The sequence below is a fragment of the Lentzea indica genome (genome assembly GCF_012184385.1).
Taxonomy (GTDB): domain Bacteria; phylum Actinomycetota; class Actinomycetes; order Mycobacteriales; family Pseudonocardiaceae; genus Lentzea; species Lentzea indica.
The window spans coordinates 11,941-34,338 of record NZ_VSRL01000077.1 but is presented as its reverse complement, the minus strand read 5'-3'; the positions used below and the strand labels follow the sequence as shown (position 1 = coordinate 34,338).

Annotated in this window: 21 protein-coding genes and 1 pseudogene; 13 read left to right on the top strand and 9 right to left on the bottom strand. The window is 68.4% G+C overall.

Annotation, left to right across the window (positions count from 1 at the left end):
• On the top strand, positions 1 to 261 hold a 261-nt coding region (locus tag FXN61_RS21880; protein ID WP_188135335.1), incomplete at its 5' end, for a DbpA RNA binding domain-containing protein.
• Here FXN61_RS21880 and FXN61_RS21875 read toward each other — a convergent pair.
• From FXN61_RS21875 to FXN61_RS21855, 5 genes are all read right to left on the bottom strand, one after another.
• Positions 258 to 1,001 (bottom strand): methyltransferase domain-containing protein, encoded by a 744-nt coding sequence (locus FXN61_RS21875; RefSeq protein WP_167975917.1) that lies wholly within the window; start codon positions 999 to 1,001, stop codon positions 258 to 260. The two genes, FXN61_RS21880 and FXN61_RS21875, sit on opposite strands and share 4 nt — an antisense overlap.
• Before the next feature lie 147 nt (positions 1,002 to 1,148).
• Positions 1,149 to 4,529 carry a S8 family serine peptidase gene (locus FXN61_RS21870; RefSeq protein WP_167975916.1) on the bottom strand — a complete coding sequence of 1,127 codons (3,381 nt, stop codon included), beginning with the start codon at positions 4,527 to 4,529 and terminating at the stop codon, positions 1,149 to 1,151.
• 89 nt (positions 4,530 to 4,618) lie between these two features.
• A complete protein-coding gene (locus FXN61_RS21865; protein WP_167975915.1) occupies positions 4,619 to 5,017 on the bottom strand; it encodes a VOC family protein in 399 nt (132 codons plus the stop codon).
• 2 nt (positions 5,018 to 5,019) lie between these two features.
• Complete coding sequence (locus FXN61_RS21860; protein ID WP_312877904.1) at positions 5,020 to 5,814, bottom strand: helix-turn-helix domain-containing protein; 795 nt, start codon at positions 5,812 to 5,814, stop codon at positions 5,020 to 5,022.
• Between the two features lie 10 nt (positions 5,815 to 5,824).
• Positions 5,825 to 6,799, bottom strand: coding sequence for an ROK family transcriptional regulator (locus FXN61_RS21855; RefSeq protein ID WP_167975914.1), 975 nt, complete (start codon positions 6,797 to 6,799; stop codon positions 5,825 to 5,827).
• A 37-nt stretch (positions 6,800 to 6,836) separates the two neighbouring features.
• Here FXN61_RS21855 and FXN61_RS52425 point away from each other — a divergent pair, with 37 nt between their 5' ends.
• The 10 genes and pseudogenes from FXN61_RS52425 (at position 6,837) to FXN61_RS56455 (ending at position 17,343) form a co-directional block, all read left to right on the top strand.
• Positions 6,837 to 7,844 carry a Gfo/Idh/MocA family protein gene (locus tag FXN61_RS52425; protein ID WP_167975913.1) on the top strand — a complete coding sequence of 336 codons (1,008 nt, stop codon included), beginning with the start codon at positions 6,837 to 6,839 and terminating at the stop codon, positions 7,842 to 7,844.
• Positions 7,841 to 8,305 carry a heme-degrading domain-containing protein gene (locus FXN61_RS52420; RefSeq protein WP_167975912.1) on the top strand — a complete coding sequence of 155 codons (465 nt, stop codon included), beginning with the start codon at positions 7,841 to 7,843 and terminating at the stop codon, positions 8,303 to 8,305. Before FXN61_RS52425 ends, FXN61_RS52420 begins: the two co-directional genes overlap by 4 nt.
• Positions 8,306 to 8,710: 405 nt before the next feature.
• Positions 8,711 to 10,117: a family 2B encapsulin nanocompartment shell protein gene (locus tag FXN61_RS21840; RefSeq protein WP_312877903.1), complete on the top strand. Its 1,407-nt coding sequence runs from the start codon at positions 8,711 to 8,713 to the stop codon at positions 10,115 to 10,117.
• 3 nt (positions 10,118 to 10,120) lie between these two features.
• Complete coding sequence (locus FXN61_RS50810) at positions 10,121 to 11,200, top strand: terpene synthase family protein (protein ID WP_223165544.1); 1,080 nt, start codon at positions 10,121 to 10,123, stop codon at positions 11,198 to 11,200.
• Positions 11,193 to 12,203, top strand: a complete 1,011-nt coding sequence (locus tag FXN61_RS50805) for a terpene synthase family protein (RefSeq protein ID WP_223165543.1) — start codon at positions 11,193 to 11,195, stop codon at positions 12,201 to 12,203. The genes FXN61_RS50810 and FXN61_RS50805 overlap by 8 nt, the downstream gene beginning before the upstream one ends.
• Positions 12,204 to 12,239: 36 nt before the next feature.
• Positions 12,240 to 13,640, top strand: coding sequence for a family 2B encapsulin nanocompartment shell protein (locus FXN61_RS21830; protein ID WP_167975910.1), 1,401 nt, complete (start codon positions 12,240 to 12,242; stop codon positions 13,638 to 13,640).
• A 15-nt stretch (positions 13,641 to 13,655) separates the two neighbouring features.
• Positions 13,656 to 14,690, top strand: coding sequence for a family 2 encapsulin nanocompartment cargo protein polyprenyl transferase (locus FXN61_RS21825; RefSeq protein WP_167975909.1), 1,035 nt, complete (start codon positions 13,656 to 13,658; stop codon positions 14,688 to 14,690).
• 17 nt (positions 14,691 to 14,707) lie between these two features.
• Complete coding sequence (locus FXN61_RS21820; protein ID WP_167975908.1) at positions 14,708 to 15,649, top strand: 4-hydroxy-3-methylbut-2-enyl diphosphate reductase; 942 nt, start codon at positions 14,708 to 14,710, stop codon at positions 15,647 to 15,649.
• A pseudogene (locus tag FXN61_RS56460) lies at positions 15,639 to 16,253 on the top strand (1-deoxy-D-xylulose-5-phosphate synthase N-terminal domain-containing protein); the annotation flags it as partial. The gene FXN61_RS21820 and the pseudogene FXN61_RS56460, both read left to right, overlap by 11 nt.
• A 73-nt stretch (positions 16,254 to 16,326) precedes the next feature.
• Positions 16,327 to 17,343 carry a transketolase C-terminal domain-containing protein gene (locus FXN61_RS56455; protein ID WP_376770696.1) on the top strand — a complete coding sequence of 339 codons (1,017 nt, stop codon included), beginning with the start codon at positions 16,327 to 16,329 and terminating at the stop codon, positions 17,341 to 17,343.
• Here the strand turns inward: FXN61_RS56455 and FXN61_RS21810 are convergent.
• Together FXN61_RS21810 and FXN61_RS21805 are read right to left on the bottom strand one after the other, a co-directional pair.
• On the bottom strand, positions 17,306 to 18,412 hold the full coding sequence (locus tag FXN61_RS21810) for an acyltransferase family protein (RefSeq protein WP_167975907.1): 1,107 nt from the start codon (positions 18,410 to 18,412) through the stop codon (positions 17,306 to 17,308). The genes FXN61_RS56455 and FXN61_RS21810 overlap by 38 nt on opposite strands.
• 39 nt (positions 18,413 to 18,451) lie before the next feature.
• Positions 18,452 to 19,564, bottom strand: coding sequence for a citrate synthase (locus tag FXN61_RS21805; protein WP_246291848.1), 1,113 nt, complete (start codon positions 19,562 to 19,564; stop codon positions 18,452 to 18,454).
• A gap of 51 nt (positions 19,565 to 19,615) precedes the next feature.
• Between FXN61_RS21805 and FXN61_RS21800 the strand changes: the two genes are divergently transcribed.
• Positions 19,616 to 20,731 (top strand): citrate synthase/methylcitrate synthase, encoded by a 1,116-nt coding sequence (locus FXN61_RS21800; RefSeq protein ID WP_167975905.1) that lies wholly within the window; start codon positions 19,616 to 19,618, stop codon positions 20,729 to 20,731.
• A gap of 1 nt (position 20,732) precedes the next feature.
• On the opposite strand, the gene FXN61_RS21795 is transcribed toward FXN61_RS21800, so the two are convergent.
• Entirely contained in the window at positions 20,733 to 20,882 is a 150-nt protein-coding gene (locus FXN61_RS21795) for a hypothetical protein (RefSeq protein WP_167975904.1), read from the bottom strand.
• Positions 20,883 to 20,953: 71 nt separating this feature from the next.
• Between FXN61_RS21795 and FXN61_RS21790 the strand changes: the two genes are divergently transcribed.
• Complete coding sequence (locus FXN61_RS21790; RefSeq protein WP_167975903.1) at positions 20,954 to 21,898, top strand: helix-turn-helix domain-containing protein; 945 nt, start codon at positions 20,954 to 20,956, stop codon at positions 21,896 to 21,898.
• On the opposite strand, the gene FXN61_RS21785 is transcribed toward FXN61_RS21790, so the two are convergent.
• Positions 21,803 to 22,336, bottom strand: a complete 534-nt coding sequence (locus FXN61_RS21785; RefSeq protein WP_167975902.1) for a MarR family winged helix-turn-helix transcriptional regulator — start codon at positions 22,334 to 22,336, stop codon at positions 21,803 to 21,805. The two genes, FXN61_RS21790 and FXN61_RS21785, sit on opposite strands and share 96 nt — an antisense overlap.
• Between the last annotated feature and the right edge of the window lie 62 nt (positions 22,337 to 22,398).

Below are 22,398 nucleotides of genomic sequence, written 5' to 3'. Positions count from 1 at the left end.
CGTCGTGGCCCGTCCGAGGGCATGACCAGGCTGTTCCTGGGCGCCGGCCGCTCGTCGGGCATCCGGCCGCAGGACATCGTCGGCGCGATCACCGGCGAGACGAAGCTGAAGGGCCGCGACATCGGCGCGATCGAGATCGCGGACAGGTTCTCGCTGGTCGAGGTGCCGGGTGCGTCCGCGAACGACGTGATCGAGCAGCTGCGGGACGCCACCATCAAGGGCAAGCGCATCACGATCCGCCGCGAGCGCCAGCCGCGTTAGTTCTTCCTGGCCTCGATCAGGAACCGGGTCGAGGTGGAGACGAACTCGCCGTGCTCCTGGATGTGCGCGTGCATGTCCAGGAGCCGGTCGCGGTAGCCCTCGACGGTGAACCCCGGCACGGTCCACAGCACCTTGCGCAGGAAGTGGACCACCGCGCCGACGTCGTTGAACGTCACCCGCAACGCCACCGGCTCCAGCCGAAGCACCTCCAGCCCCGCGGCCTCGGCCTCCTCACGGGCCCGCGAGGTGGTGCGGCCGTCGCCGACCGGCTGCGGCCCCATCATGAACTCGGTGAGCGCGCGGTTCGTGCCTTCGCCGATCTGCTGCGAGAAGTACGTGCCGCCGGGCTTGAGCACTCGCGCGATCTCGGCCCACGGGGTCACCACCGGATGCCGGCTGATGACCAGCTCGAACATCTCGTCGTGGAACGGCAGCGGGCCGGAATCGGGTGCCTGCACGACGAACGCGTCCGGCAGGTTCCGCGCAGCCACAGCCGCATTCGGCGGCCACGACTCGGTCGCGGCCAGCAGCGGAGGCTTCACGGGCGCGGTCGCGGTGACCTCTCCCCCGCCGGTCTGCAGGTCCAGCGCGGACTCCACGACGGCGAGCTTGGCCGCGATGAGCTTCGCGTAGCCCCACGGCGGGCGTTCCTCGGTGGCCCTGCCCTCGAACCAGGAGAAGTCCCAGCCCTCCAGCGGCACGGCCGCGCCCTCGGCCACCAGCTCCTCGAACGACCTCATGGCCGGAAATGCCACCACAGGTCGGTCGAACGGTGCCACCGAAAATGGCGGCACCTGCCCAGGGCTGCGAGACGCCGCGTCCTTCTTCGTCTCGCGCACGACTGGGCAGGTGCCGCAGGGGGTTACAACGACCGAACGGCCGCGCGGTTACGCCCGGAGGCGGTAAGCACGCAGGACCGTTTGGTCGACCGTGTTGCCGTCGGTGTCCTCAGCCACCACGCGTAGCGACACGAAACCCCCAGGCGCCCCACCAGGGGGAACGATCGACTTCACCGGCACCCAGTTGACGCCGTCGTCGAACGACGCGTAGGCGCGCAGTTCACGGATGGTGGCAACCCCGGCGCCTGCCTGACGCGACACGGTGAACTTCACCGGCATCGGCGCACCGGCCTTCCCGCTGTTGCGCAGGTCCACCGGCACCGAGTAGTCGACCTCCAGCAACGGCAGTTTGCCGTCGGCGGCCGCCGAGAACTCCCAGTTCGTGCGCACCCTCGTCGACAACGCCGACGTGTGGCGCACCGCGTCCAGCATCAGCTTGTACTTCCCTGAACGCTCCGGTGCGGTGAACTGGCCCTCGCGAATGTCCGAGTAGCCCACCGGCACGCCGTCGCGCTGGAGGTCCACCGTGCCGTAGCCGCTCAACTCCCAGTTCTCCGCCCACGTGGACCCGCCGAACGGCGACATCCTCATGGTGATCCTGTCGCCTGTGCGCTCCACGCCACCGCCCTGCGACCAGGTCACCAACGACGGGCGGCCGAACCGCGGAGAACTGACCGCGCGGAGGTTCGAGCGCTCGTACTTCTTGCCCGGTGCGTAGGTCACCGGCTTCAGGTCCGCCCACGACGTGGAGGTCGAGCGGTCGAAGCCCTCCTGGTGCCAGCCGATGCCGTTGCCCGCCGTGTAGTACTCGGTGCGCTGCACGGGAACCGTGAGCTGTTCGTCCAACGCGCCGACGTTCAGGTTGGCCACGCCGTTCAGCACCGAGTAGTTCCGCTGGGTGACCCAGCCGTCCTCGCCCGACGAGTGGTAGCGCGCCTTCACCTCGGCCAGCTCGGAGCGGCGGAGGTGCCTCGTCCCGACCGGCAGCGCGCCCTTGTCCTGCAGGAACAGGGTGTAGGACACCGGCGATCCCGTGATGGCGCGCAACGTCAGCCTCGACGGCGTGACCGCCACGTGGTGTTCCGCCACCGCGATCACCGGGATGACCGTCCGCTCCGCGAACCCGAACGGCACCGGACCCGCCCACAGCACGGCGACCGCGCCCGCCGCCTGCATCGCCCGAGCGACCTCGTACGGGTCCTCGCCCGCCGTGCGGACGAGCGCCAGCTTGCCGCGCACGTCGGCGCCGCGCTCGGCCACGTCGAGCTGGTGGTCACCCGCCGGCAGACGAACGCTGCTTTCGTAGTACCGCACCGGGAAACCGCCCACGACCGACAACAGCGGCTGCCCGCCCTTGAGGCTCGAGTCGTAGGTCAGCTCCGGCAGCGGCGGGCCGAACGACAGGCCGTACAACGGCACCCGGCCGTCGACGACGCTCGCGACACCGTTGATCCTGCCCGGCTTCCACGGCACGCGCAGCTCCGCGTGGCGGTACCACACCTCGGACTGGGAGTCGGGGAGCTGGACGCTGATCGCCTTGCCCTGCCTGGCGTCCAGCGTCAGCGAGGTGTCCGCGGTCAGCGAGACGCGGCCGGCCACCTCGGTCGCCGACACCGGGGTGAACCAGGCGTAGTTCTCCGTCTTCTCGTCGATCCGGCCCAGCACCGCGTAGTCCCCCACCGCGATCCGCGCCGAGCCCGCGCCGTCGACGATGCTCAGCACCGAGGCTTCCTGCGTGGACATGTTGACCAGCACCACGAACTCGTCGGGGACCGGCTTGCCGTCACGGCCGATCATCGACAGCGACAAGGTGCGGCGCTCCTCCTGCACGTACGCGCCGACCGCGGTGGTCAGCGAGATGCCGTCGGCGGAAGCCTTGATGTGCCCGAAGAACGTGCCGTTGCCCTTGCGCGGATCCAGCACCACGTCGACCGACGCCGTGCCACCGGCGGGCACCGTCACCGATGCCGGGACCGTGAAGTCCGCGCCGAGATTGTGTTGCAACGCAAGAGAAACAGCCGCAGCCGAAGCGTTCGAGTAAGTGATCGTCTTCGTGAACGTCTTGGTGTGCGGCCATTCCAGCAGCCCGAACGACAGGCTGCCGACGTCCGCGCGTACCTGCTGCGAGACCGCACGGCCCACGTCCAGCAGGCCGGCGCCGACGTTCGCCGGGGTGTCGGCGACCGGCTTCACCGTCGCCATCAGGTTCGCCTTGAGCTCGGCGGCGGTCCAGGAAGGGTTGCGCTGAGCGAGGATCGCCGCGGCGCCCGCGACGTGCGGTGCCGCCATCGACGTGCCGGTCAGCCGCGCGTGCAGGTCGTCGACGTAGTACTCCCACAGCGTTCCCTCGGCCCGCGCGGCCACGATGTCCGTTCCCGGCGCCGCGATGTCCGGCTTGACCGCGAAGTCGTTGTGGCGAGGACCGCGCGACGACCACTCGTTCACCGTGCCGGACTTGGTCAGGTTCGCCACCGCCAGCGCCGCGTCGGCGGCAGCCGGTCCGGAGACCTTGCGGCGGTCGCCCGCGTTGCCCGCCGACGCCACGAACAGCACGCCGGTCTCGGCCGTGAGCTGGTTCGCCTTGACGGACAACGGGTCCTTGCCGTCGGACGACATGTCGCTGCCGAGGCTCATGTTCACGACCTTGGCCCCGGCCTCGCGCGCGGCCCACTCCATGCCCGCCAGGATCGCGCTGTCCTCGCACCAGGTGCCCTCGCAGACCCTGCCGATCGCGAGCTTCGCGCCCTTCGCCACCCCGGAGTACTTCTCGCCGCGCCCCGCGATCGTCGCGGCGACGTGGGTGCCGTGGCCGATGTTGTCCTGGATGCCGGCCGGCGTGAAGTCCTTGGCCACCGACACCACGCCGGCGAGTTCGGGATGCTTCTGGTCGTAGCCCGTGTCGAGCACCGCGACCGTGACGCCGCTGCCGTCGAACCCTGACTGCCACGCGGCGGGCGCCCCCACCATCGGCACGCTCTGGTCGAGCGAGATCTTCGCCTTGCCGTTCAGCCACAGCTTCCCCGCGCTGCGGGCGCGCCGGTCCTTCCAGCGCTGCCCGGCCTCCTTCTTCGGCACCGCCGCGGCGGCACGGAAACCGTTGTCCAGCACCGGAATCCGGTCGATCTTGTCGTCGGTGTAGCCGAACGAGTGCAACGCCGTGACGTTGAAGAAGCGCTTGTCGACGCGGTCCTGCCCCAACGCGTCGACGGCATCCGCCGGCACCACGTACTGATGGTCGTCCTGCACGTACTGGGCGAACTGCATGCCGGGCCGCCCCTCGACCCTGACCAGTTCCCCTCGCTCGTTGACGACGACCTTGTCACCACTGATCAGCGTGATGACGCTGGTGGCTCCCGCCGGAGCTCTCGGTGGTTCCGCCTGTGCCGTCGCCGCCGGGCTGAGCAGCCCGGCGGCGAGGACGGCGATCATCAAACAGCGCGCTCCGCGCACCTGTCCTCCCCTGGATGTGAACCTCTCCACCCCAGGAGACTCCGATCATCGCGGGAAGGTTGCCTGGGTCACGCACCGCGATAGGTGCCGAAGCTCCAGCGGTTGCCCTCGGGATCCGCCACGGTGAAGCCACGCGACCCGTAGTCCTCGTCGCGCAGCCCGCGGATCTCGACCGCCCCGCGCGCCGTGCACTGCGCGTGGATCTCGTCCGGCCGGTCGGTCACCACGTAGACCGACCCGGCGCCCTCCTTGGTCGCCTCGACCTCGCCGACCGAGCGCACGGTGGATCCCAGCATCACGCCGCCGCCCTCCGGCCAGACCAGCTCGCAGTGCACGACCTCGCCCTCGGCCTCGCCGGGCACTACGAGGTGTTCCTTGAATCCGAACGCCTCGACCAGGAAACGGATCGCGGCGGGAGCGTCGCGGTAGGACAACGTGGGCCAACAGGTAGGTGCAGGTGTGGTCATGACTACAACCTTGCGACCTCGGGCGGCTCGCTGCCTTGTACGAATGGAAGCTCGGCCGCCATCCACTCGGTCGGGGTCGCTCCGCACAGCGCCCGCCAGTCCCGGTTGAAGTGCGCCTGGTCGGTGTAACCGCAGGCAGCGGCCACCTCGGTCAACGTCGGCCGCCGCTCGCCGCGCAGCATGCGGTTCGCCCGCTCGAACCGCATGACCCGGCCCATGATCTTGGGCGTCAGCCCGTACTCCGCCGCGAACCGCGCGCTCAGGTGCTGCCGGCTCCACCCGACCTCGGCGGCGATCTCCCCGACCGGCGCCCCTGCCGCGAGCCGTTGCCAGGCCCACGCCACCTCGACCTGCTGCCGCACCGGTCGCAGCAACCGTCCCAGCACGAGGTCCAGCTGGGCGAACCGGTCCGTCCACGTCGTCGCGGTCCGCACCCGCTCCCTCAGCTCGGAGGCCGGGGCGTCCAGCACGTCCAGCCCCACGGTGGTGTCCGCGAGCTCACCGGCGGGCATGCCGAAGAACGCCCGCATCCCCAACGGCGTGAGATCGCACTGGACGCCGTGCTGGAACCCGTCATGGGTGATCATCACGGCCTCGTGGTGCAACCCGCCGCACAGCGTGGCGAACCTGCCGTCGGGGAGGTCGACCGTGCCGTCCATCGTCACCACGAGCGTGAGCGAGCGCGACGGCAGGCCGCGGTGAACACCGGGCTCGGTCAGCATCCGATACCCGGAGTACCGCGTCACGAACGGCCGCAGCCTGGGGTGCGGCGCACCGATGACGTGCTCGACGTCCACGTCTCCGATGCTAGAACAAGTCCGCCAGCACGAGCAGCCCCGCGCCGACAGGCACCAGGTCGGCGCCGTACGACGTGATGCTCACGTCCACCTCCGGCATGGCCCGCAGGTACAGCTCCGGCGACTCGAGCACCTTCCGTCCACTCAGGACGATTTGGTCGAGGTCCAGCAGCTGCACCAGGTTCGTGACCGCCGCGCCGAGCACACGTGCCGCTTCGACCCCGGAAGCAGCGGCGTGAACCGCCTCGACGCAACCGCGCCTGCCGCACACGCACAGCGGTCCGTCGAGCTGGATCGTGGTGTGCCCGAGCTCGCCGGCGCCCGACCGTGCACCGCGGTGCACCTCTCCTCCCAGCAACAACCCCACGCCCAGACCGGTGCCGACCAACACCAGTGCGGCGTCCCGCAGAGGTGTTCGCCAGGCCTCCGCGAGCACGGCCGCGTTGGTGTCCTTGTCGACGACGACCGGCAGCCCGAGACGTTCCTCCGCCAGCTCTTTCAGCGGCACCGACGACCAGCCGGGCAGACCGTTCGGCGACACCACTCCGTCGCGGAAGTCCAGCGGACCGGCGATCCCGATGCCGAGCCCGAGCACGCGGTCCCCCGGCTCGACCAACGGAGCCAGGGCGTCCAGGACGTCGGAAGGCGTGAACATCGGGGCCAGCGGCACGACCGACGCGGACACCACTTCGCCGGTCAGGTCGAGCCGCACCACGCGCAGCTCGTCGCGGTCGACGTAGGCGCCGTACGCGTGAGCGCCGTCCGGGCACAGCCGCAGGGACATCCGCGGCTTGCCGCGACCTCCGTCCCGCACCGCGCCGGTCTCCTCCAGCAGCCCTGCCGACATGAGCCGCGCCACGATCTTCGAGACCGCCTGCGGGGTCAGCCCGGCATCGGTGGCGATGGAAGCCCTGCTCAGAGCCCCTGAGCGCACCAGACGGAGCACAGTCCGGTCGTTGTGCGAACGCAGCGAGGTGAGGTCCACCTAGCGATTATGCAACAGCGTTGCTTTAATCAGAAGCATGACACGAGTCGGACTGCTGGGCTACGGCATCGCGGGACGGGTCTTCCACGGCCCGCTCATCTCCTCGACCGAGGGCATGGACCTCGTCGCGATCGTCACGGCGAACCCGGAGCGGCAGGCACAGGCCCGTGCCGCGTACCCGGACGCCGCGATCGTCACCGCGGACGAGCTGTTCGAGATGGACCTCGACCTGATCGTCGTCGGCACGCCGAACCGGACGCACGTCGAGTACGCGAAGCGCGCGATCGACAAGGGCGTCGCGGTCGTCGTGGACAAGCCGTTCGCGCCGACGAGCGCCGAGGCGAAGGAGCTGGTGGCTTCGGCCCGGGCCAAGGGCGTGCCGCTCACGGTCTTCCAGAACCGCCGCTGGGACAGCGACTTCCTCACCGTGCGCAAGATCATCAGCCAACTGGGTGACGTTCGGCGGTTCGAGTCTCGATACGAGCGCTGGATGCCGGAGATCTGGGACAACTGGCGCGAGTTCGGCGCGAAAGAGGAGGCCGGCGGCCTGCTGTACGACCTCGGCGCGCACCTCGTCGACCAGGCGCTGCAGCTCTTCGGCCCCGTCAAGAGCGTCTACGCCGAACTGGACCTGCGCCGTCCAGGCGCCCAGGTGGAAGACGACGTGTTCGTGGCGTTGACGCACGAGAACGGCGTGCGCTCCCACCTGTGGGCCAACGCGCACGCAGCGAACCACGGCCTCCGGTTCCGCGTGCTCGGCAGCGAGGGCGCGTTCGTCATCAGCGGCATGGACGAGCAGGAGGACGCGCTCGACGCCGGTCGCCGTCCCACCGACTCCGACTGGGGTTACGAGACCCGCAGCGGACAGCTGGGAATCCTCGGCAAGACGATCGAGGTGCCGGTCGAGCTCGGCGCCTACGAGCACTTCTACGCCGAACTGCAGGCCGGCCGGATCCCCGTCGACCCCATGGGCAGCGTGCACGCGCTCGAGGTCATCGAGGCCGCCTTCACTTCCGTGCGCGAGAACCGGGTGGTGGAGCTGTGAAGTCGGAGGAACTCCTCGCCCAGGAGCGGCGCCTGCAGTTCACGCGCTTCGGCAACGACGTCGCGATCGAGCTCGGCCTGCACCTCCTCGACGCGGCGCGCGAGCAGGGCCTGCCGGTGGCGATCTCGGTGCAGCGCAACGGACATCGGCTCTTCCACGCCGCGCTGCCCGGCACCGCGCCGGACAACGACAGGTGGCTGGAGCGCAAGGCGCGAGTGGTCGACCTGTTCGGCCACAGTTCGTTCTACGTCGGCACGACGTTCCGGGAGAAGGGCACGACGTTCGAAGCCCAGTCGCACCTGGACCCGGCCCTGTACGCGGCGCACGGCGGCGTGTTCCCGATCATTCTGCGCGGTACCGGACCGGTCGGCACCGTCGGTGTCTCCGGACTGCCCCAGGCCGAGGACCACGCGTTCGTCGTGACTCAGCTGGAATCGTTCCTGAACTCCCGCGACGCGTAATAGCACGAATAGTCGTTGGTACAAAATCCGGACGTCGGTCACAAGTAGCACACAGAGGCGCGACGTTGTATTGATACACACCGCTTCGAGTGGTTTCCGGCCCACCCGGAGTGGTGCTGTATAGCAGCCCGGCAAGCCTCACCAATGCGCACAAAAGAGTGATCCTACTGAGCCAAACGAGTGTGCTATTCCACACATGGGCGAATAGCTTGAACTCACCCGCCTGCCGACGCAGAGGTCGTTGCGTAGATCAGTAGTTGTACGCTCCGTAGCATCAACAGGCGTAAGACACCCACCCGAATGTCGCCTTCTTGGCCCCTTCACAGCACTCAATCGCGAGAACTAACGTCCATTCCGGCTTATCGGATTGGTCCATTAGCGCATTGAGATAGGTGGGTGTGGGTTGTGACTGTGACGGATTCTGACCTCAATGAGGGCCGTCAGCAGCTGAGTTTGGGTACGGCCGCCGCTCGTAATCTGGCCACGACCACCAAGTCCGTCCCGCAGATGCAGGGAATCACTTCACGCTGGCTGCTCAAGGTGTTGCCCTGGGTCCAGGCCGCTGGTGGTGCTTACCGCGTCAACCGCCGTCTCACCTACACGTTGGGAGATGGCCGCGTTTCGTTCACGAACATCGGCGCGGAGATCCGCGTCGTGCCAGCGGAGCTGACCGAGCTGTCGCTGCTGAAGGGCTTCGACGACGAGGCCGTCCTCGCCGCGCTCGCCGGCCGGTTCAGGCAGCAGGAGTTCGGCATCGGCGACCTCATCGTCGAGAAGGGCCGCCCGAAGGACACCGTCGTGCTGATCGCGCACGGCAAGGTCGACAAGATCGGCACGGGTGAGTACGGCGGCGAGACCGTCCTCGGCAACCTGGCCGACGGCGAGTACTTCGGCGAGACCGTGCTGGCCGGGCCGCAGGGCGACTGGGAGTACACCGCCAAGGCGGTCACCCCGACGACCGTGCTCACGTTGTCGTGGCAGGACTTCGAGGCACTCAACGGCGAGGCCGGCGGGCTGCGCGCACACATCCAGCAGGCGTACAACAGCCGCAACAAGCCGCAGAACGACTTCGGCGAGGCCTCGATCGACATGGCCGCCGGTCACGACGGCGAGCCGGTGCTGCCCGGCACGTTCGTCGACTACGAGCTCTCGCCGCGCGAGTACGAGCTGAGCGTCGCGCAGACCGTGCTGCAGGTCCACTCGCGCGTCGCGGACCTCTACAACAACCCGATGGACCAGGTCGAGCAGCAGTTGCGGCTCACGATCGAAGCCCTGCGCGAGCGCCAAGAGCACGAGATCGTCAACAACAGGTCGTTCGGCCTGCTGCACAACGCGGACCTCAAGCAGCGCATCCACACCCGTTCCGGCCCGCCCACCCCCGACGACTTCGACGAGCTGCTGTCGATCGTGTGGAAGGACCCCGGCTACTTCCTCGCCCACCCGCGCACGATCGCGGCGTTCGGCCGTGAGCTGAACAAGCGCGGCATCTACCCGCAGCACATCGACTTCAACGGCCAGTCCGTCCCGGCGTGGCGCGGCATCCCCGTGCTGCCGTGCAACAAGATCCCGATCTCGGACACCCGCACGTCGTCGGTGATGCTGATCCGCACCGGCGAGCAGAACCAGGGCGTCATCGGCCTGCACCAGACCGGCATCCCCGACGAGTACCAGCCGGGCCTCTCGGTGCGGTTCATGGGCATCAACGACCAGGCGATCATCAACTACCTGGTCAGCGCCTACTACTCGGCCGCGATCATGGTGCCGGACGCGATCGGTGTCCTCGAGCACGTCGAGCTCGGTCGCGAGGGTTAACCGTTGGCTTCCTTCGCCATGCCGGAGTTCTACGTGCCCCACCCGGCACGGATGAACCCGCACCTCGAACGCGCCCGCGTCCACTCGACACAGTGGGCGCGGGACATGGGGATGCTCGGCACCGGGGTGTGGACTCCGGAGATCCTCGCGGGCGACGACTACGGGTTCATGTGCGCGTGGACCCATCCGGACGCGCCGGCGGAGATCCTCGACCTCATCACGGACTGGTACGTCTGGGTCTTCTACTTCGACGACGAGTTCTTCGCGGAGTTCAAGCAGACCAAGGACGTCTCGGGTGCGAAGGCGTACCTGGACCGGTTGCCGGCGTTCATGCCGATCAACGGCACGGACCCGTCGCCGGAGCCCCAGAACCCGACCGAACGCGGGCTCGTCGACCTCTGGCAGCGGACCATTCCGCTGATGTCGCAGGACTGGCGGCGCCGGTTCACCACGAGCACCCACAACCTGCTGCTCGAATGCATGTGGGAGATCAAGAACATGGCGTCCGGCACGGTCGCCAACCCGATCGAGTACATCGAGATGCGCCGCAAGGTCGGCGGCGCGCCGTGGTCGGCGAACCTGGTGGAGGTCTCGGAAGCCGCCGAGGTGCCCGCGTCCATCGCGGGCACCCGGCCGCTGCAGGTCCTCTCCGACACGTTCTCCGACGCGATCCACCTGCGCAACGACATCTTCTCGTACGAGCGGGAGGTGCTGCGCGAGGGCGAGAACTCCAACGGGGTGCTCGTGTTCGAGAAGTTCTTCGGTCACGACACGCAGACCGCGGCCGAGGCCGTGAACACGCTGCTGACCTCGCGGCTGCACCAGTTCGAGAACACCGTGTTCACCGAGCTGCCATCGTTGTTCTCCGAGCACGGTGTCGACCCGCTGGAGCAGGCTCGCGTCCTCAAGTACGTGAAGGGGTTGCAGGACTGGCAGTCCGGCGGGCACGAGTGGCACCTGCACGCCGGTCGCTACACCAAAACGGACTCGGGAGCGGGCAACTCCGCGTTCTTCCGCACGATCCTGCGCGGGCCGACCGGCCTGGGCACGTCCGGCGCGTGGCTGGGGGTGGCCCGTGGTTGAGATTCCTTCGTTCGACATGCCTTTCGCGGCAAGGCTTTCTCCGCACGTCGACCGGGTGCGCCAGCGAACGAAGGCGTGGGTGCGGGACATGGGCATGCTCAACGGTGTGCCGTGGACCGAGGCGTTCTACGACGCCGCGGACTACGGCGGCTTCGGCCCGCTGACGCATCCCACCGCTTCTCTGGAAGATCTCCAGCACCTCAACGACTGGCACACGTGGGGCTGGTACGTGAGCGACGCCTTCGGAAACGGCTTCGTCCGGCCGCGCAACGTCGCGGGCGGCAAGGCGTACACGGCCCGGCTGAAGTCGATGCTCACCGGGGCACCGGTCCTGCCCGCGAACCCTGCGGAGACCGGCCTCGCCGACTTGCTGTCCCGATCCACTTTGGACGACGAGGACCGGGAACACCTCACCGAGTTCATGGACGCATTGGTGTGGGAGCTGCACAACACCGCACAGGGCCGGGTGCCCGACCCGGTCGACCTGGTCGAAATGCGGCGGCACACGATCGCCACGAACCTGTCGGCGAAGCTTGCGCGCAAGTCCGTCCACGCCGAGCTGCCCGCGGAACTGTTGCGCAACTCCACGATGCGCGCGCTGGTCGACTCGTTCGGTGATGTCCCCGCGCTGCGCCACGAGATCGTCGGCTTCGACCGGTTCTACGCGAGCGGCGGTAGCACGACGAGCGCGGTACTGGCGGTTCGGCAGTTCTTCGACTGCGAGCTGCAGCAGGCCGTGAACATCGTCGCGGACCTGATCGCGGCACGGCTGCGCCAGATCTCCTCGATCTTCGGTGAACTGCCCGCTCTCGCCGTCGAGTTCGACCTCGACGACGAGGCGAAGGCCGGGCTGCACCGGTACGTCGAGGCGTTGAAGTCGTGGCTCGCCGGTGAATTGCTCTGGACGCAGGGATCCGGCAGATACAGCTTCTCCCCAACCCCCACCCGAAGGTCGTTCCACGCACCTTCAGGACTCGGCACGGCCGCAGTCTTCGTCCACTAGTTCCACAGCCGCACCAACAGATTGGCAGGACTCGCAGTGACTGTTACCGATCCGGGCCTCGGGGTCGACGAGACGCAGCTGAGCCTTTCCACGGCCGCAGCCCGCAACCTCGCCACGACCACCAAGTCCGCACCGCAGATGCAGGGCATCTCGCCACGGTGGCTGCTGCGGATGCTGCCGTGGGTCGAGGCCAAGGGTGGCGCGTTCCGGGTCAACCGGCGCCTCTCCTACGCGATCGGTGACGGCCGCGTCACGTTCACCAGCGTCGGTTCCGAGGTGCGGATCGTGCCGCAGGAGCTGTGCGAGTTCCCGTTGCTGCGCGGGTTCGAGGACGAGGACGCGCTGACCGTGCTCGCGAACCGCTTCGAGCAGCGCGAGTACGAGGCCGGCGAGGTGATCGCCGAACGCGGCGGCGCCGCCGACCAGATCATCGTGATCGCGCACGGCAAGGTGACCAAGACCGGCCGCGGCGAGTACGGCGGCGAGGTGGCGCTGGGCACCATCGCCGACGGCGAGCACTTCGGTGACAACGAGGTGCTCGGCGGCGTCGAGGCGTCGTGGGACTTCACCGCGCGTGCGCTGACGCCGACGACGGTCGTGGTGCTGCCCAGGGCGACGTTCAACCAGCTCAACGGGCAGATCGAGACGTTGCGCGAGCACATCATGCAGCAGCTGGCGAACCCGTCTGGCGCGCAGAACAAGCACGGCGAGGCGGAGATCGACATCTCGTCGGGCCACGACGGCGAGCCGACCCTGCCCGGCACGTTCGTCGACTACGAGCTGCGGCCGCGTGAGTACGAACTCTCGGTGGCGCAGACGGTCCTGCGCGTCCACACGCGTGTGGCGGACCTCTACAGCCAGCCGATGGACCAGGTCGAGCACCAGTTGCGGCTGACGATCGAGGCCCTGCGCGAGCGGCAGGAGTTCGAGCTCATCAACAACAAGGAGTTCGGCCTGCTCGCCAACGCCGACCTCAAGCAGCGCGTCAGCACCACGTCCGGGCCGGTGACGCCGGACGACATGGACGAGCTGATCTCGCGGCGCCGCAACACCAAGCTGATCCTGGCGCACCCCAAGGCGATCGCCGCGCTGGGCAGGCAGATGTCGGCGCGCGGCCTGTACGCGCCGACCGTGGAGGTCGAGGGCAAGCCGCTGCAGTCGTGGCGTGGCATCCCGATCGCGCCGTGCGACAAGATCCCGGTCAACAAGAACGGCACCACGTCGATCCTCGCGATGCGGCTCGGCGAGGAGAAGCAGGGCGTCGTCGGCCTGCGCCAGACCGGCATCCCCGACGAGTACGAGCCCGGCCTGAACGTGCGGTTCATGGGCATCGACGAGCACGCGATGCTCAAGTACCTGGTGTCGACGTACTACTCGGCCGCGGTGCTGGTGCCAGACGCGCTGGGCGTGCTGGAGAACGTGGAGATCGGTCTCTAAGCCATGACCGCGGAGATGACAGAACCGCTCGCCGCGGGAAGGCCCGCCGGTGAGGTGCTCGCGTGGAGCCGGAGCCTCGTGCTTCCGGCTCTGCGCACGGCCGTCGACCAGCTGCCGCCGTCGATGCGCACGATCGCGGAGTACCACCACGGGTGGCGCGACGAGTACGGCAACCCGGTGCTGGAGAACGGCGGCAAGGCGATCCGTCCCGCGCTGGTGCTGCTGGCGGCCGAGGCCGTCGGCGGCACCGCCTCCTCCGCTGTTCCGGCGGCGGTCGCGGTGGAGCTGATCCACAACTTCTCGCTGCTGCACGACGACGTGATGGACCGCGACACGACCCGGCGCCACCGTGCCACCGCGTGGACGGTGTTCGGTGTCAGCGCGACGATCCTGGCGGGCGACGCGCTGCAGTCGCTGGCCGTGGACGTGCTTGCGGGATCAGGACATCCGCGCGCGCTGGAGGCGATCCGGACGCTGGGTGACGCCGTGGTGGCGTTGCTCGACGGGCAGGCGTTCGATCTCGACTTCGAGACGCGTTCCGATGTCGTGGTGTCCGAGGTCGAGCAGATGGCGCGCGGCAAGACGGGTGCGTTGCTCGGTGCCTCAACGGCTTTGGGCGCGTTGTACGGCGGCGGGTCCGACGAACAGGTCGAGGCCATGCGCGGCTACGGCGCCGAGCTGGGTCTGGCGTTCCAGCACGTGGACGACCTGCTCGGCATCTGGGGCGACCCGGAGGTGACCGGCAAGGCCGCGCACTCGGACCTGGCCAACCGCAAGAAGTCCCTGCCGGTCGTGTACGCGCTGACCAACAGCGTTCCTGCTTCCGCCGAGCTGGCGTCGCTGTACACCGGTTCGCAGGAGATGAACGCGGAAACACTTGCGCGGGCGGCTTCGCTCGTGGATTCAGCGGGTGGCCGTGCGTGGAGCCAGTCGCAGGCCGACGAGCTGCACACGCAGGCACTGGTTCATCTCGGCGAGGCCTCTCCCACGGCGCGTGCGGCGGTCGAGCTCGGCACGCTCGCCCAGCTGGTCACCCATCGAGATCACTAGGTTTCGGAAGGCACTTGATGACGGAACATCCGCCGCGCTCGGTGCTGCTCGCCTCACCCCGGTCGTTCTGCGCCGGGGTGGAGCGCGCCATCGAGATCGTGGAACGGCTGCTCGACCAGCGCGGCGGCCCCATCTACGTGCGCAAGCAGATCGTGCACAACGTCCACGTCGTCCGTTCTCTGGAGGCTCGTGGCGCCGTGTTCGTGGAGGAGCTCTCCGAGGTGCCTTTCGGTGCCACGGCGGTCTTCTCCGCGCACGGCGTCTCCCCCGCTGTGCGCGCTGAGGCTGTCGAACGGTCGTTGGACGTGCTCGACGCGACCTGTCCTCTGGTCACGAAGGTGCACGCCGAGGCTCGGCGGTTCGCCGAGCGCGGCGACACCATTGTTCTGATCGGTCATGCCGGGCACGAGGAAGTCGAAGGGACGCTGGGGGAAGCGCCCGACCAGATGGTGCTGGTCGAGACCGTCGAGGACGTCGAGGCGCTGGAGATCACCGGGCCGGTCTCGTACCTGACGCAGACGACGCTGGCCGTGGACGAGACGGCCGAGGTGATCGAGGCGCTTCAGCGGAAGTTCCCCGATCTGCGCGGGCCCGGCTCGGACGACATCTGCTACGCGACCACGAACCGGCAGATCGCGATTCGCGACGTCGCCGCGCGGTCGGACCTGGTTCTGGTCGTGGGCTCGAAGAACTCGTCGAACTCGGTGCGCATGGTCGAGCTCGCCGCTCGTGGCGGCACTCCCGCGTACCTGATCGACGACGCTTCGGAGATCGACTCGGCCTGGCTGGAGGGTGTCTCCGCGGTCGGGTTGTCGGCCGGCGCCTCGGCTCCCCCCGAGCTGGTGGACGAGGTCGTGGCGGCCTTGGAGGCGTTGGGTTCGGTTTCCGTGTCGACGCACACGACGGCGACCGAGACGATCTCCTTCACGTTGCCGCTGGCGGTGCGCCGTGCTGGCTGACATCGCCTCGCCCGCTGACGTACGCGCGCTTCCTTCTTCTTCGCTTGGTCCGCTGGCTGACGAGATCCGGTCGTTCCTGATCTCCAAGGTGCACCGGACCGGCGGGCACCTCGGGCCGAACCTGGGCGCCGTCGAGCTGACCATCGCGGTGCACCGGGTCTTCACCTCGCCCGTCGATGTCGTGCTGTTCGACACCGGGCACCAGTCGTACGTGCACAAGATGCTGACCGGACGTTGTACGGACTTCGATTCCTTGCGGCAGGCGGGCGGAATGTCCGGCTACCCGTCCGCGGCCGAGTCCGTGCACGACGTCATCGAGAACTCGCACGCCTCGACCGCACTGTCCTATGCGGACGGTCTGGCCAAGGCGTTCGAGCTGAGCGGCACCGATCGTCGTGTGGTCGCCATCGCCGGAGACGGCGCCTTGACCGGTGGGATGTGCTGGGAGGCGTTGAACAACATCGGCGGTTCGTCCCGGCCCGTCGTGGTGTTGTTGAACGACAACGGCCGCTCGTACGACCCCACCGCGGGCGGGTTCGCGGCGTCGTTGCTCAGCGGCTCGGCTCGGGGCGTGTTCGAGGCTTTGGGTCTCGCCTACATCGGCGAGGTCGACGGGCACGACGTGCACGCCGTCGAGAACGCTCTGTGGGAAGCGAAAACCTGGCCGCCCGGTCGTCGTGCACTGCAAGACCGTGAAGGGCAAGGGTTATGCCGCCGCCGAGACCGACGAGTCCGATCGCATGCACGCGGTCGGTGCGTCCGGTGCTGCCGGCGGGCGAACCTGGACCGACGCGTTCTCCGACGAGATCGTGGCGATCGGCTCGGACCGTCCGGACGTCGTCTGCCTGACCGCGGCGATGCTGGAGCCGGTGGGACTGCGGCCGTTCGCCTCGCGGTTCCCCTCGCGCGTCTTCGACGTGGGAATCGCCGAGCAGCACGCCGTGACGTCCGCCGCCGGCATGGCCATGGGCGGGTTGCACCCGGTCGTCGCCGTCTACGCGACCTTCCTGTCGCGCGCGTTCGACCAGCTGCTGATGGACGTGGCGCTGCACCGGCTACCGGTGACGTTCGTGCTGGACCGCGCCGGCGTGACCGGCCCGGACGGCGCCTCGCACCACGGCATGTGGGACGCCTCCGTTCTGCCCGTCGTACCGGGCCTGCGGCTGGCCGCTCCGCGCGATCCGGCTTCTCTGGCCGCGTTGCTGCGCGAGGCCGTCGACGTGTCCGACGGTCCGACGGTCGTGCGTTACCCGAAGGCTTCCGTCGGCCCCGATGTGCGCGCGCTGAGACGAGTGAGCCACTTCGACGTGCTGCGCGAGGTCCCGGACGCCGAGGTGCTGCTGATCGCGGTCGGCCCTCTCGCCGGCCCTTGCCTGGCCGCGACGGAGGAACTCGCCGCGCACGACGTGCGGGTCAACGTGGTCGATCCGCGCTGGACCGCGCCATTGGATCCGCACCTCGTCAAGTACAGCGGCCAGCACCGCCTGGTACTGGCCGTCGAGGACACGACGTCGACAGGTGCCTTGGGCGCCCGGCTGGGTCAAGCCCTGACCGGTGGTTCCACTTGTGTCGCAACGTTCGCCCTGCCTCCGCGTTTCCTGCCACACGACTCACGCGCACGCATCCTGCGCGCACACGGGCTGGACGCGGCCGGCATCACGACGAGCGTGCTGAAGCGCCTCGGCGTGAAGTGACGTACCAGCCGATCGCGAACGACAACGCGATCGCCCCGGCACCGACCAGCGGTGCTTTCACCTCGGCAGGCAGCTCCAGCGGTCGCATGGCGGTCGCGAAGCTGAGCAGGATCGGCCCCTGCACGATGAACGCGACGTAGGCGGACCGCGCCAGCCCTTCGGCGAAGGGGCCTTGGCCGGTCAGCCTGCGTTGCGCAAGGCCGATGAGCCACAGACTCCCCGCCACCACGAGGATTCCCTCGATGAGGGCGAGCGCGAACGCTTGCCACCTCCACCCACCGAGGAACGGTTCCGCGTTCCGGGCCAGGTCCAGCACGCCCAGGAACGCGGCGGCGATGGGAAGGACTGCGATCGTGGCGATGACAACGTTGCGGGTCATCTTGTAGATCTCGTCCGGCACCCGTTCCGCGAGCTTGCGGCCGCCGATCGCGCCGAGCAGGAACATGCCGACGCACTGCGGCCACCACCACAAGTGCAGGTCGCCGATCTGCCCGCTCCTGGCGGGGAAGACCAGCCGGGTCAGGAACGTCGTGCCGGCCACGACCATCGTCATGCCCACGACGTGCCTCGTCGTGATGACGCGCTCCTTGATCGGCGGCCCGAGCGTCACGGCGATCGAGAAGATCAGCAGGGCGCCGACGAACCACAGCGATCCGCTGTCCAGAAACGGATGCCTGTGCGTGAACGCGTGCCACCACGAGACCTGTTTTCCGGCGCCGTTGTAGGCGATCCACACGAACGTGGGCCAGATGAGGACGGCGCTGACCACCCACGGCACGCCGAGCCTGACAAGGCGTTCGGCGATGAAGCGTTGCCGGCCTTTGCGTTCGATGGAGCTGGGAGTGAAGATCCCGGCCATGAAGTAGAAGGTGCCCATGAAGAACAACCCTGACGGCCCGATCAACGCCGCCAGCGCCGTCTCCACGCCGGGGTGGAACGTGACCTCGTTGACCTCGTCGTACGGCCAGCCGCCGATGGCGGCGTAGCCCAGCAGCGCGTGGCCGCCGATGACCCACGCCACCAGGATCACCTTCAGGTTGTCCACAGCGGACAATCTCACGCGTTCCATGGTCCGCTTCCCGACCCTGGAACGCCAGGCTCAGGCCAGTTACGGGCGGTCACCCGTGTAGAGACCGAGGGTCCGGAACCGCAGACCGGGCTCCGTGTACTCCTCCATCGCGTGCGCGATCCACCCCACGATCCTGGCGATCGCGAAGATGGCCTCGCCGGCGTCCGGCGCCATCTTGAACATCAGCCCGAGCTGCGCCAGCGCCAGGTCGATGTTCGGGAACGTCTGCGACTGGGTGGCGATCACCTTGTCCGCCACCAGATCGCCGTGGCCGCGAAGCAACGCCAGCAGGTGGTCGGCACGCGGATCGCGAGCCTCGTACACGCGGTGACCGAAGCCGGGGATCGGCTGGCCGGACCGCAGATGCTCGGCGACGGCACCCATCGGATCGGCCTCGGCCTGTAGCAGGAACCGGTACGCGATGGTCGTGGCCGTGCCGTGCTTCTGCCCCTCCATGGCACCCAGGCCTGCCGACACCACGGCATACGGGTGCGAGTGGGCCGAGGCGGCCACACGGGCGGCCATCGTCGAGATGGCGAGGTCGTGGTCGGCCAGCAGGATCAGGGCCGCGTTCAGCAGATCCGGGACAGGAGGCAGCGGCGAAAGGCGGGCCCACAGGCGGTCGGCGATGTCGGTGCCCTGAGGTTTCCCGACCAGGCGCAGTGACTCGACGACGTCCGCGATCAGGGACTTGGCCGTGGTGACGGCGCGGTCCAGGTCGAAGCGGAGAGGGTCGCCGGCGCCGGCCAGCGCCACGGCCACGCGGATGCGATCCGTCAGGGTCGCGCTCTCGGGGAGGGCCATCCAGATCTCCTGGCCCTCGGGGAACTGCAGGCCCGTCGAGTCGATCCCGGTCCACAGCCAGTGGGCCACGTCTTCGAAGCGCCTGGTGCTGGAGAGCTCGGGGACGGAGCGGCCGCGGTAGTAGAGGCGGTCGTTCTCCAGCAGGGAGATGCGGGTGCGGATGCGATCGGTCACAGCGGCCACTGCTCCGCGCGCACCAGTGCGCTGCGCCAGGACCTCTACCTCGGCGACGTCGAACATGCTTTGGCGGTTGACCTTTTTGCTGGTCAGAAGACCGCGGCTGACGTACGCGTACACCGTCGCCGGTTTCACGCCCAGGCGACGGGCAGCTTGATTCGTCGTCAACATTGATTCCATCAACGTTGACTGTACAAGACATGTTGACGGAGCCTCTTGTACATGTTGATTGATGCACCCAAAGGGCTTAAAGACGTCGTCGTCACCACGACCCTGATCGGGGACGTGAACGGTGCCGCGGGCTACTACCACTACCGCGAGCACGACGCGATCGAGCTGGCCAGGACGCGGTCGTTCGAGGACGTGTGGTTCCTGTTCGTCGAGGGCCGGCTGCCGAGTCGCGGCGAAGCCACGCTCTTCACCGAGCAGACCGCGGCGCTGAGGCAGCTACCGGCGACCATCAGCGACGTGCTGCCCGCGATCGCGCGGTCGGGGTGCACGGCGCTGGCCGGGCTCAGGACCGCGCTGTCGATGCTGCCGTCCCGGCCGATGTGGGACGCGCCGATGAGCAGCAGGAAGGCGGACGCGCTCAGGGTCAGCGCGATGACGCCGACGATCCTGGCGGCACTGCATCGGCTCAAGCTCGGACTTGATCCCGTCAACCCCAGGGTTGATTTGTCAACGTCGGCGAACTGGTTGTACATGTTGACTGGACTGGAGCCGTCAACATGGACGAGCCGTGCGGTCGAGCAATACCTGATCGCCACGATCGACCACGGGTTCAACGCGTCGACGTTCACCGCGCGCGTCGTGGCCAGTGCGGGCGCCGACGTCGTGTCGGCGGTGACGGCGGCGATCGGGACGTTCTCCGGGCCACTGCACGGCGGCGCGCCGGACCGGGCACTGGAAGCCCTGGACCTGATCGGGACGCCGGACAACATCGACGGCTGGGTCAGGGAACGCATCCAGCAGGGCGAGCGGATCATGGGCTTCGGTCACGCCGTCTACAAGACCGAGGACCCGCGAGCGCGCCTGCTCAAGGGGATCGCGCAGGAACGGCCGAACCCGCTGACCGACTTCGCGGTCACCGTGGAACGGAGGGTCACCGAGCTGCTGGCCGAGCTGAAGCCCGGCCGGCAGCTGTACGCGAACGTGGAGTTCTACGCCGGCGTGGTGATGGAGCTGTGCGGCATCCCGCGAGAGATGTTCACGCCGACGTTCGCGTGCAGCCGGGTGATCGGGTGGTGTGCCAACGCGCTCGAACAGTCCGAGGACACGAAGATCATCCGCCCGGTCGCCCGCTACACAGGGCCGGTTCCCAAAATGATCAAACACTGAATCAGGTGAGGTACCGGAGCTCGTCGCGCACTCGGACGCGGTCGCGGTCCGCGACATCGGACGAGCCTGCGAGACCGGCGTTGCGGTCGCGGTGCCGGTCGAGCCAGACGGAGATACCTGCCAGGACTAGGACGATCGCTGCAAGAGTCATGGCACTAAGTTTGCGACCTACCAGATCCTGCCAACAGTGGCGGATCTGACGTGGTGCGCTAATATCCTGCCATGCTGCGATCGGTGGCGGTTCCCCTCATCGACGGCGTCGCGCCGTTCGAGTTCGGCCTGCTCTGCGAGGTGTTCGGCGTCGACCGGACCGAGGAGGGCGTGCCGCTGGTCGACTTCCGCGTGTGCGGTGAGCTCCCGAACGAACCGGTGCCCACGAGCATCCGCGGGGTCTCCATCACGCCGGAACACGGGTTCGACGCGCTGCAGAGCGTCGACCTCGTCGCACTTCCCGCCGCGCGCGTCCGCGACCACTACCCGGAGAAGCTGGTCAGGGCGTTGCAGGAGACCGAGGCGACGCTGCTCAGCGTGTGCAGCGGGGCGTTCATCCTCGGCGCGGCAGGGCTGCTCGACGACCGGCACTGCACCACGCACTGGCGCGAGGTGCGGCAGTTGAAGGAACGCTTCCCGAAAGCCCAGATCGACCCGGACGTGCTGTTCGTGGACGACGGCAACATCATCACCAGCGCCGGCACGGCCGCGGGCATCGACGCCTGCCTGCACCTGGTCCGCAGGGAGCTCGGCACCAAGGTCGCCAACATCATCGCGCGCAGGATGGTCGTGGCACCGCAGCGCGACGGCGGTCAGCGGCAGTTCGTGGAGCTCCCGATCCCCGAGTGCAGCTCGGACAGCCTCGAACCGGTGCTGGAACAGGTGCTCGACACGATCGCGGACAACCACACGGTGGCGTCGATGGCGAAGCTCGCCGTCATGTCCGAGCGGACGTTCGCGCGCAGGTTCGTCGCGGAGACCGGCACCACCCCGAACAAGTGGCTGTCGCTCCAGCGGGTGCTTCACGCGCGCAGGCTGCTCGAAGAGACCGACCTGGACGTCGACGCCGTCGCCGCGAGGTCAGGCTTCGGGACAGCCGCTCTCCTCCGGCACCACTTCCATCGGGTCGTCGGCATCGCACCGAGCGACTACCGCCGCACATTCTCCTGTCGTTAGGCGCGTGAAGATCTTTTCCGAGATCTCCCGCAACGCCTCGACCTCGTCGTCGGTGAGCTGGTCGAACACCAGCGTGCGCACGGTCTCGGCGTGAGAAGGCGCGGCCTCCTCGATCGCTGACCGGCCCAGGCCGGTGAGCACGACGAACGACCCGCGCCCGTCGCTGCCGCAGTCTTCCCTGCGCACCAGGCCGCGCTTCTCCATCCGTGCCACGTGATGTGAGATGCGACTCTTCTCCCAGTGCAACAGCCGTGCGAGCTCCAGCACACGCACGCGTGCGTCCGCGGAGTCGGTGAGCTGCACCAGCACGGCGAAGTCGGCCATCGAGATCTCCGAGTCGACCGACATTCGCCTGCTCAAGTGCGCATTGAGCTCCCCCTGCATGCGGACGTACGCACGCCACGCCCGCTGCTGCTCAGCTTCCAGCCATCTCGTCACCAGCTCAGCATACGGGAATAGTTGACACATCATCCACGTTCGGGCAGGGTGGATGACACTTC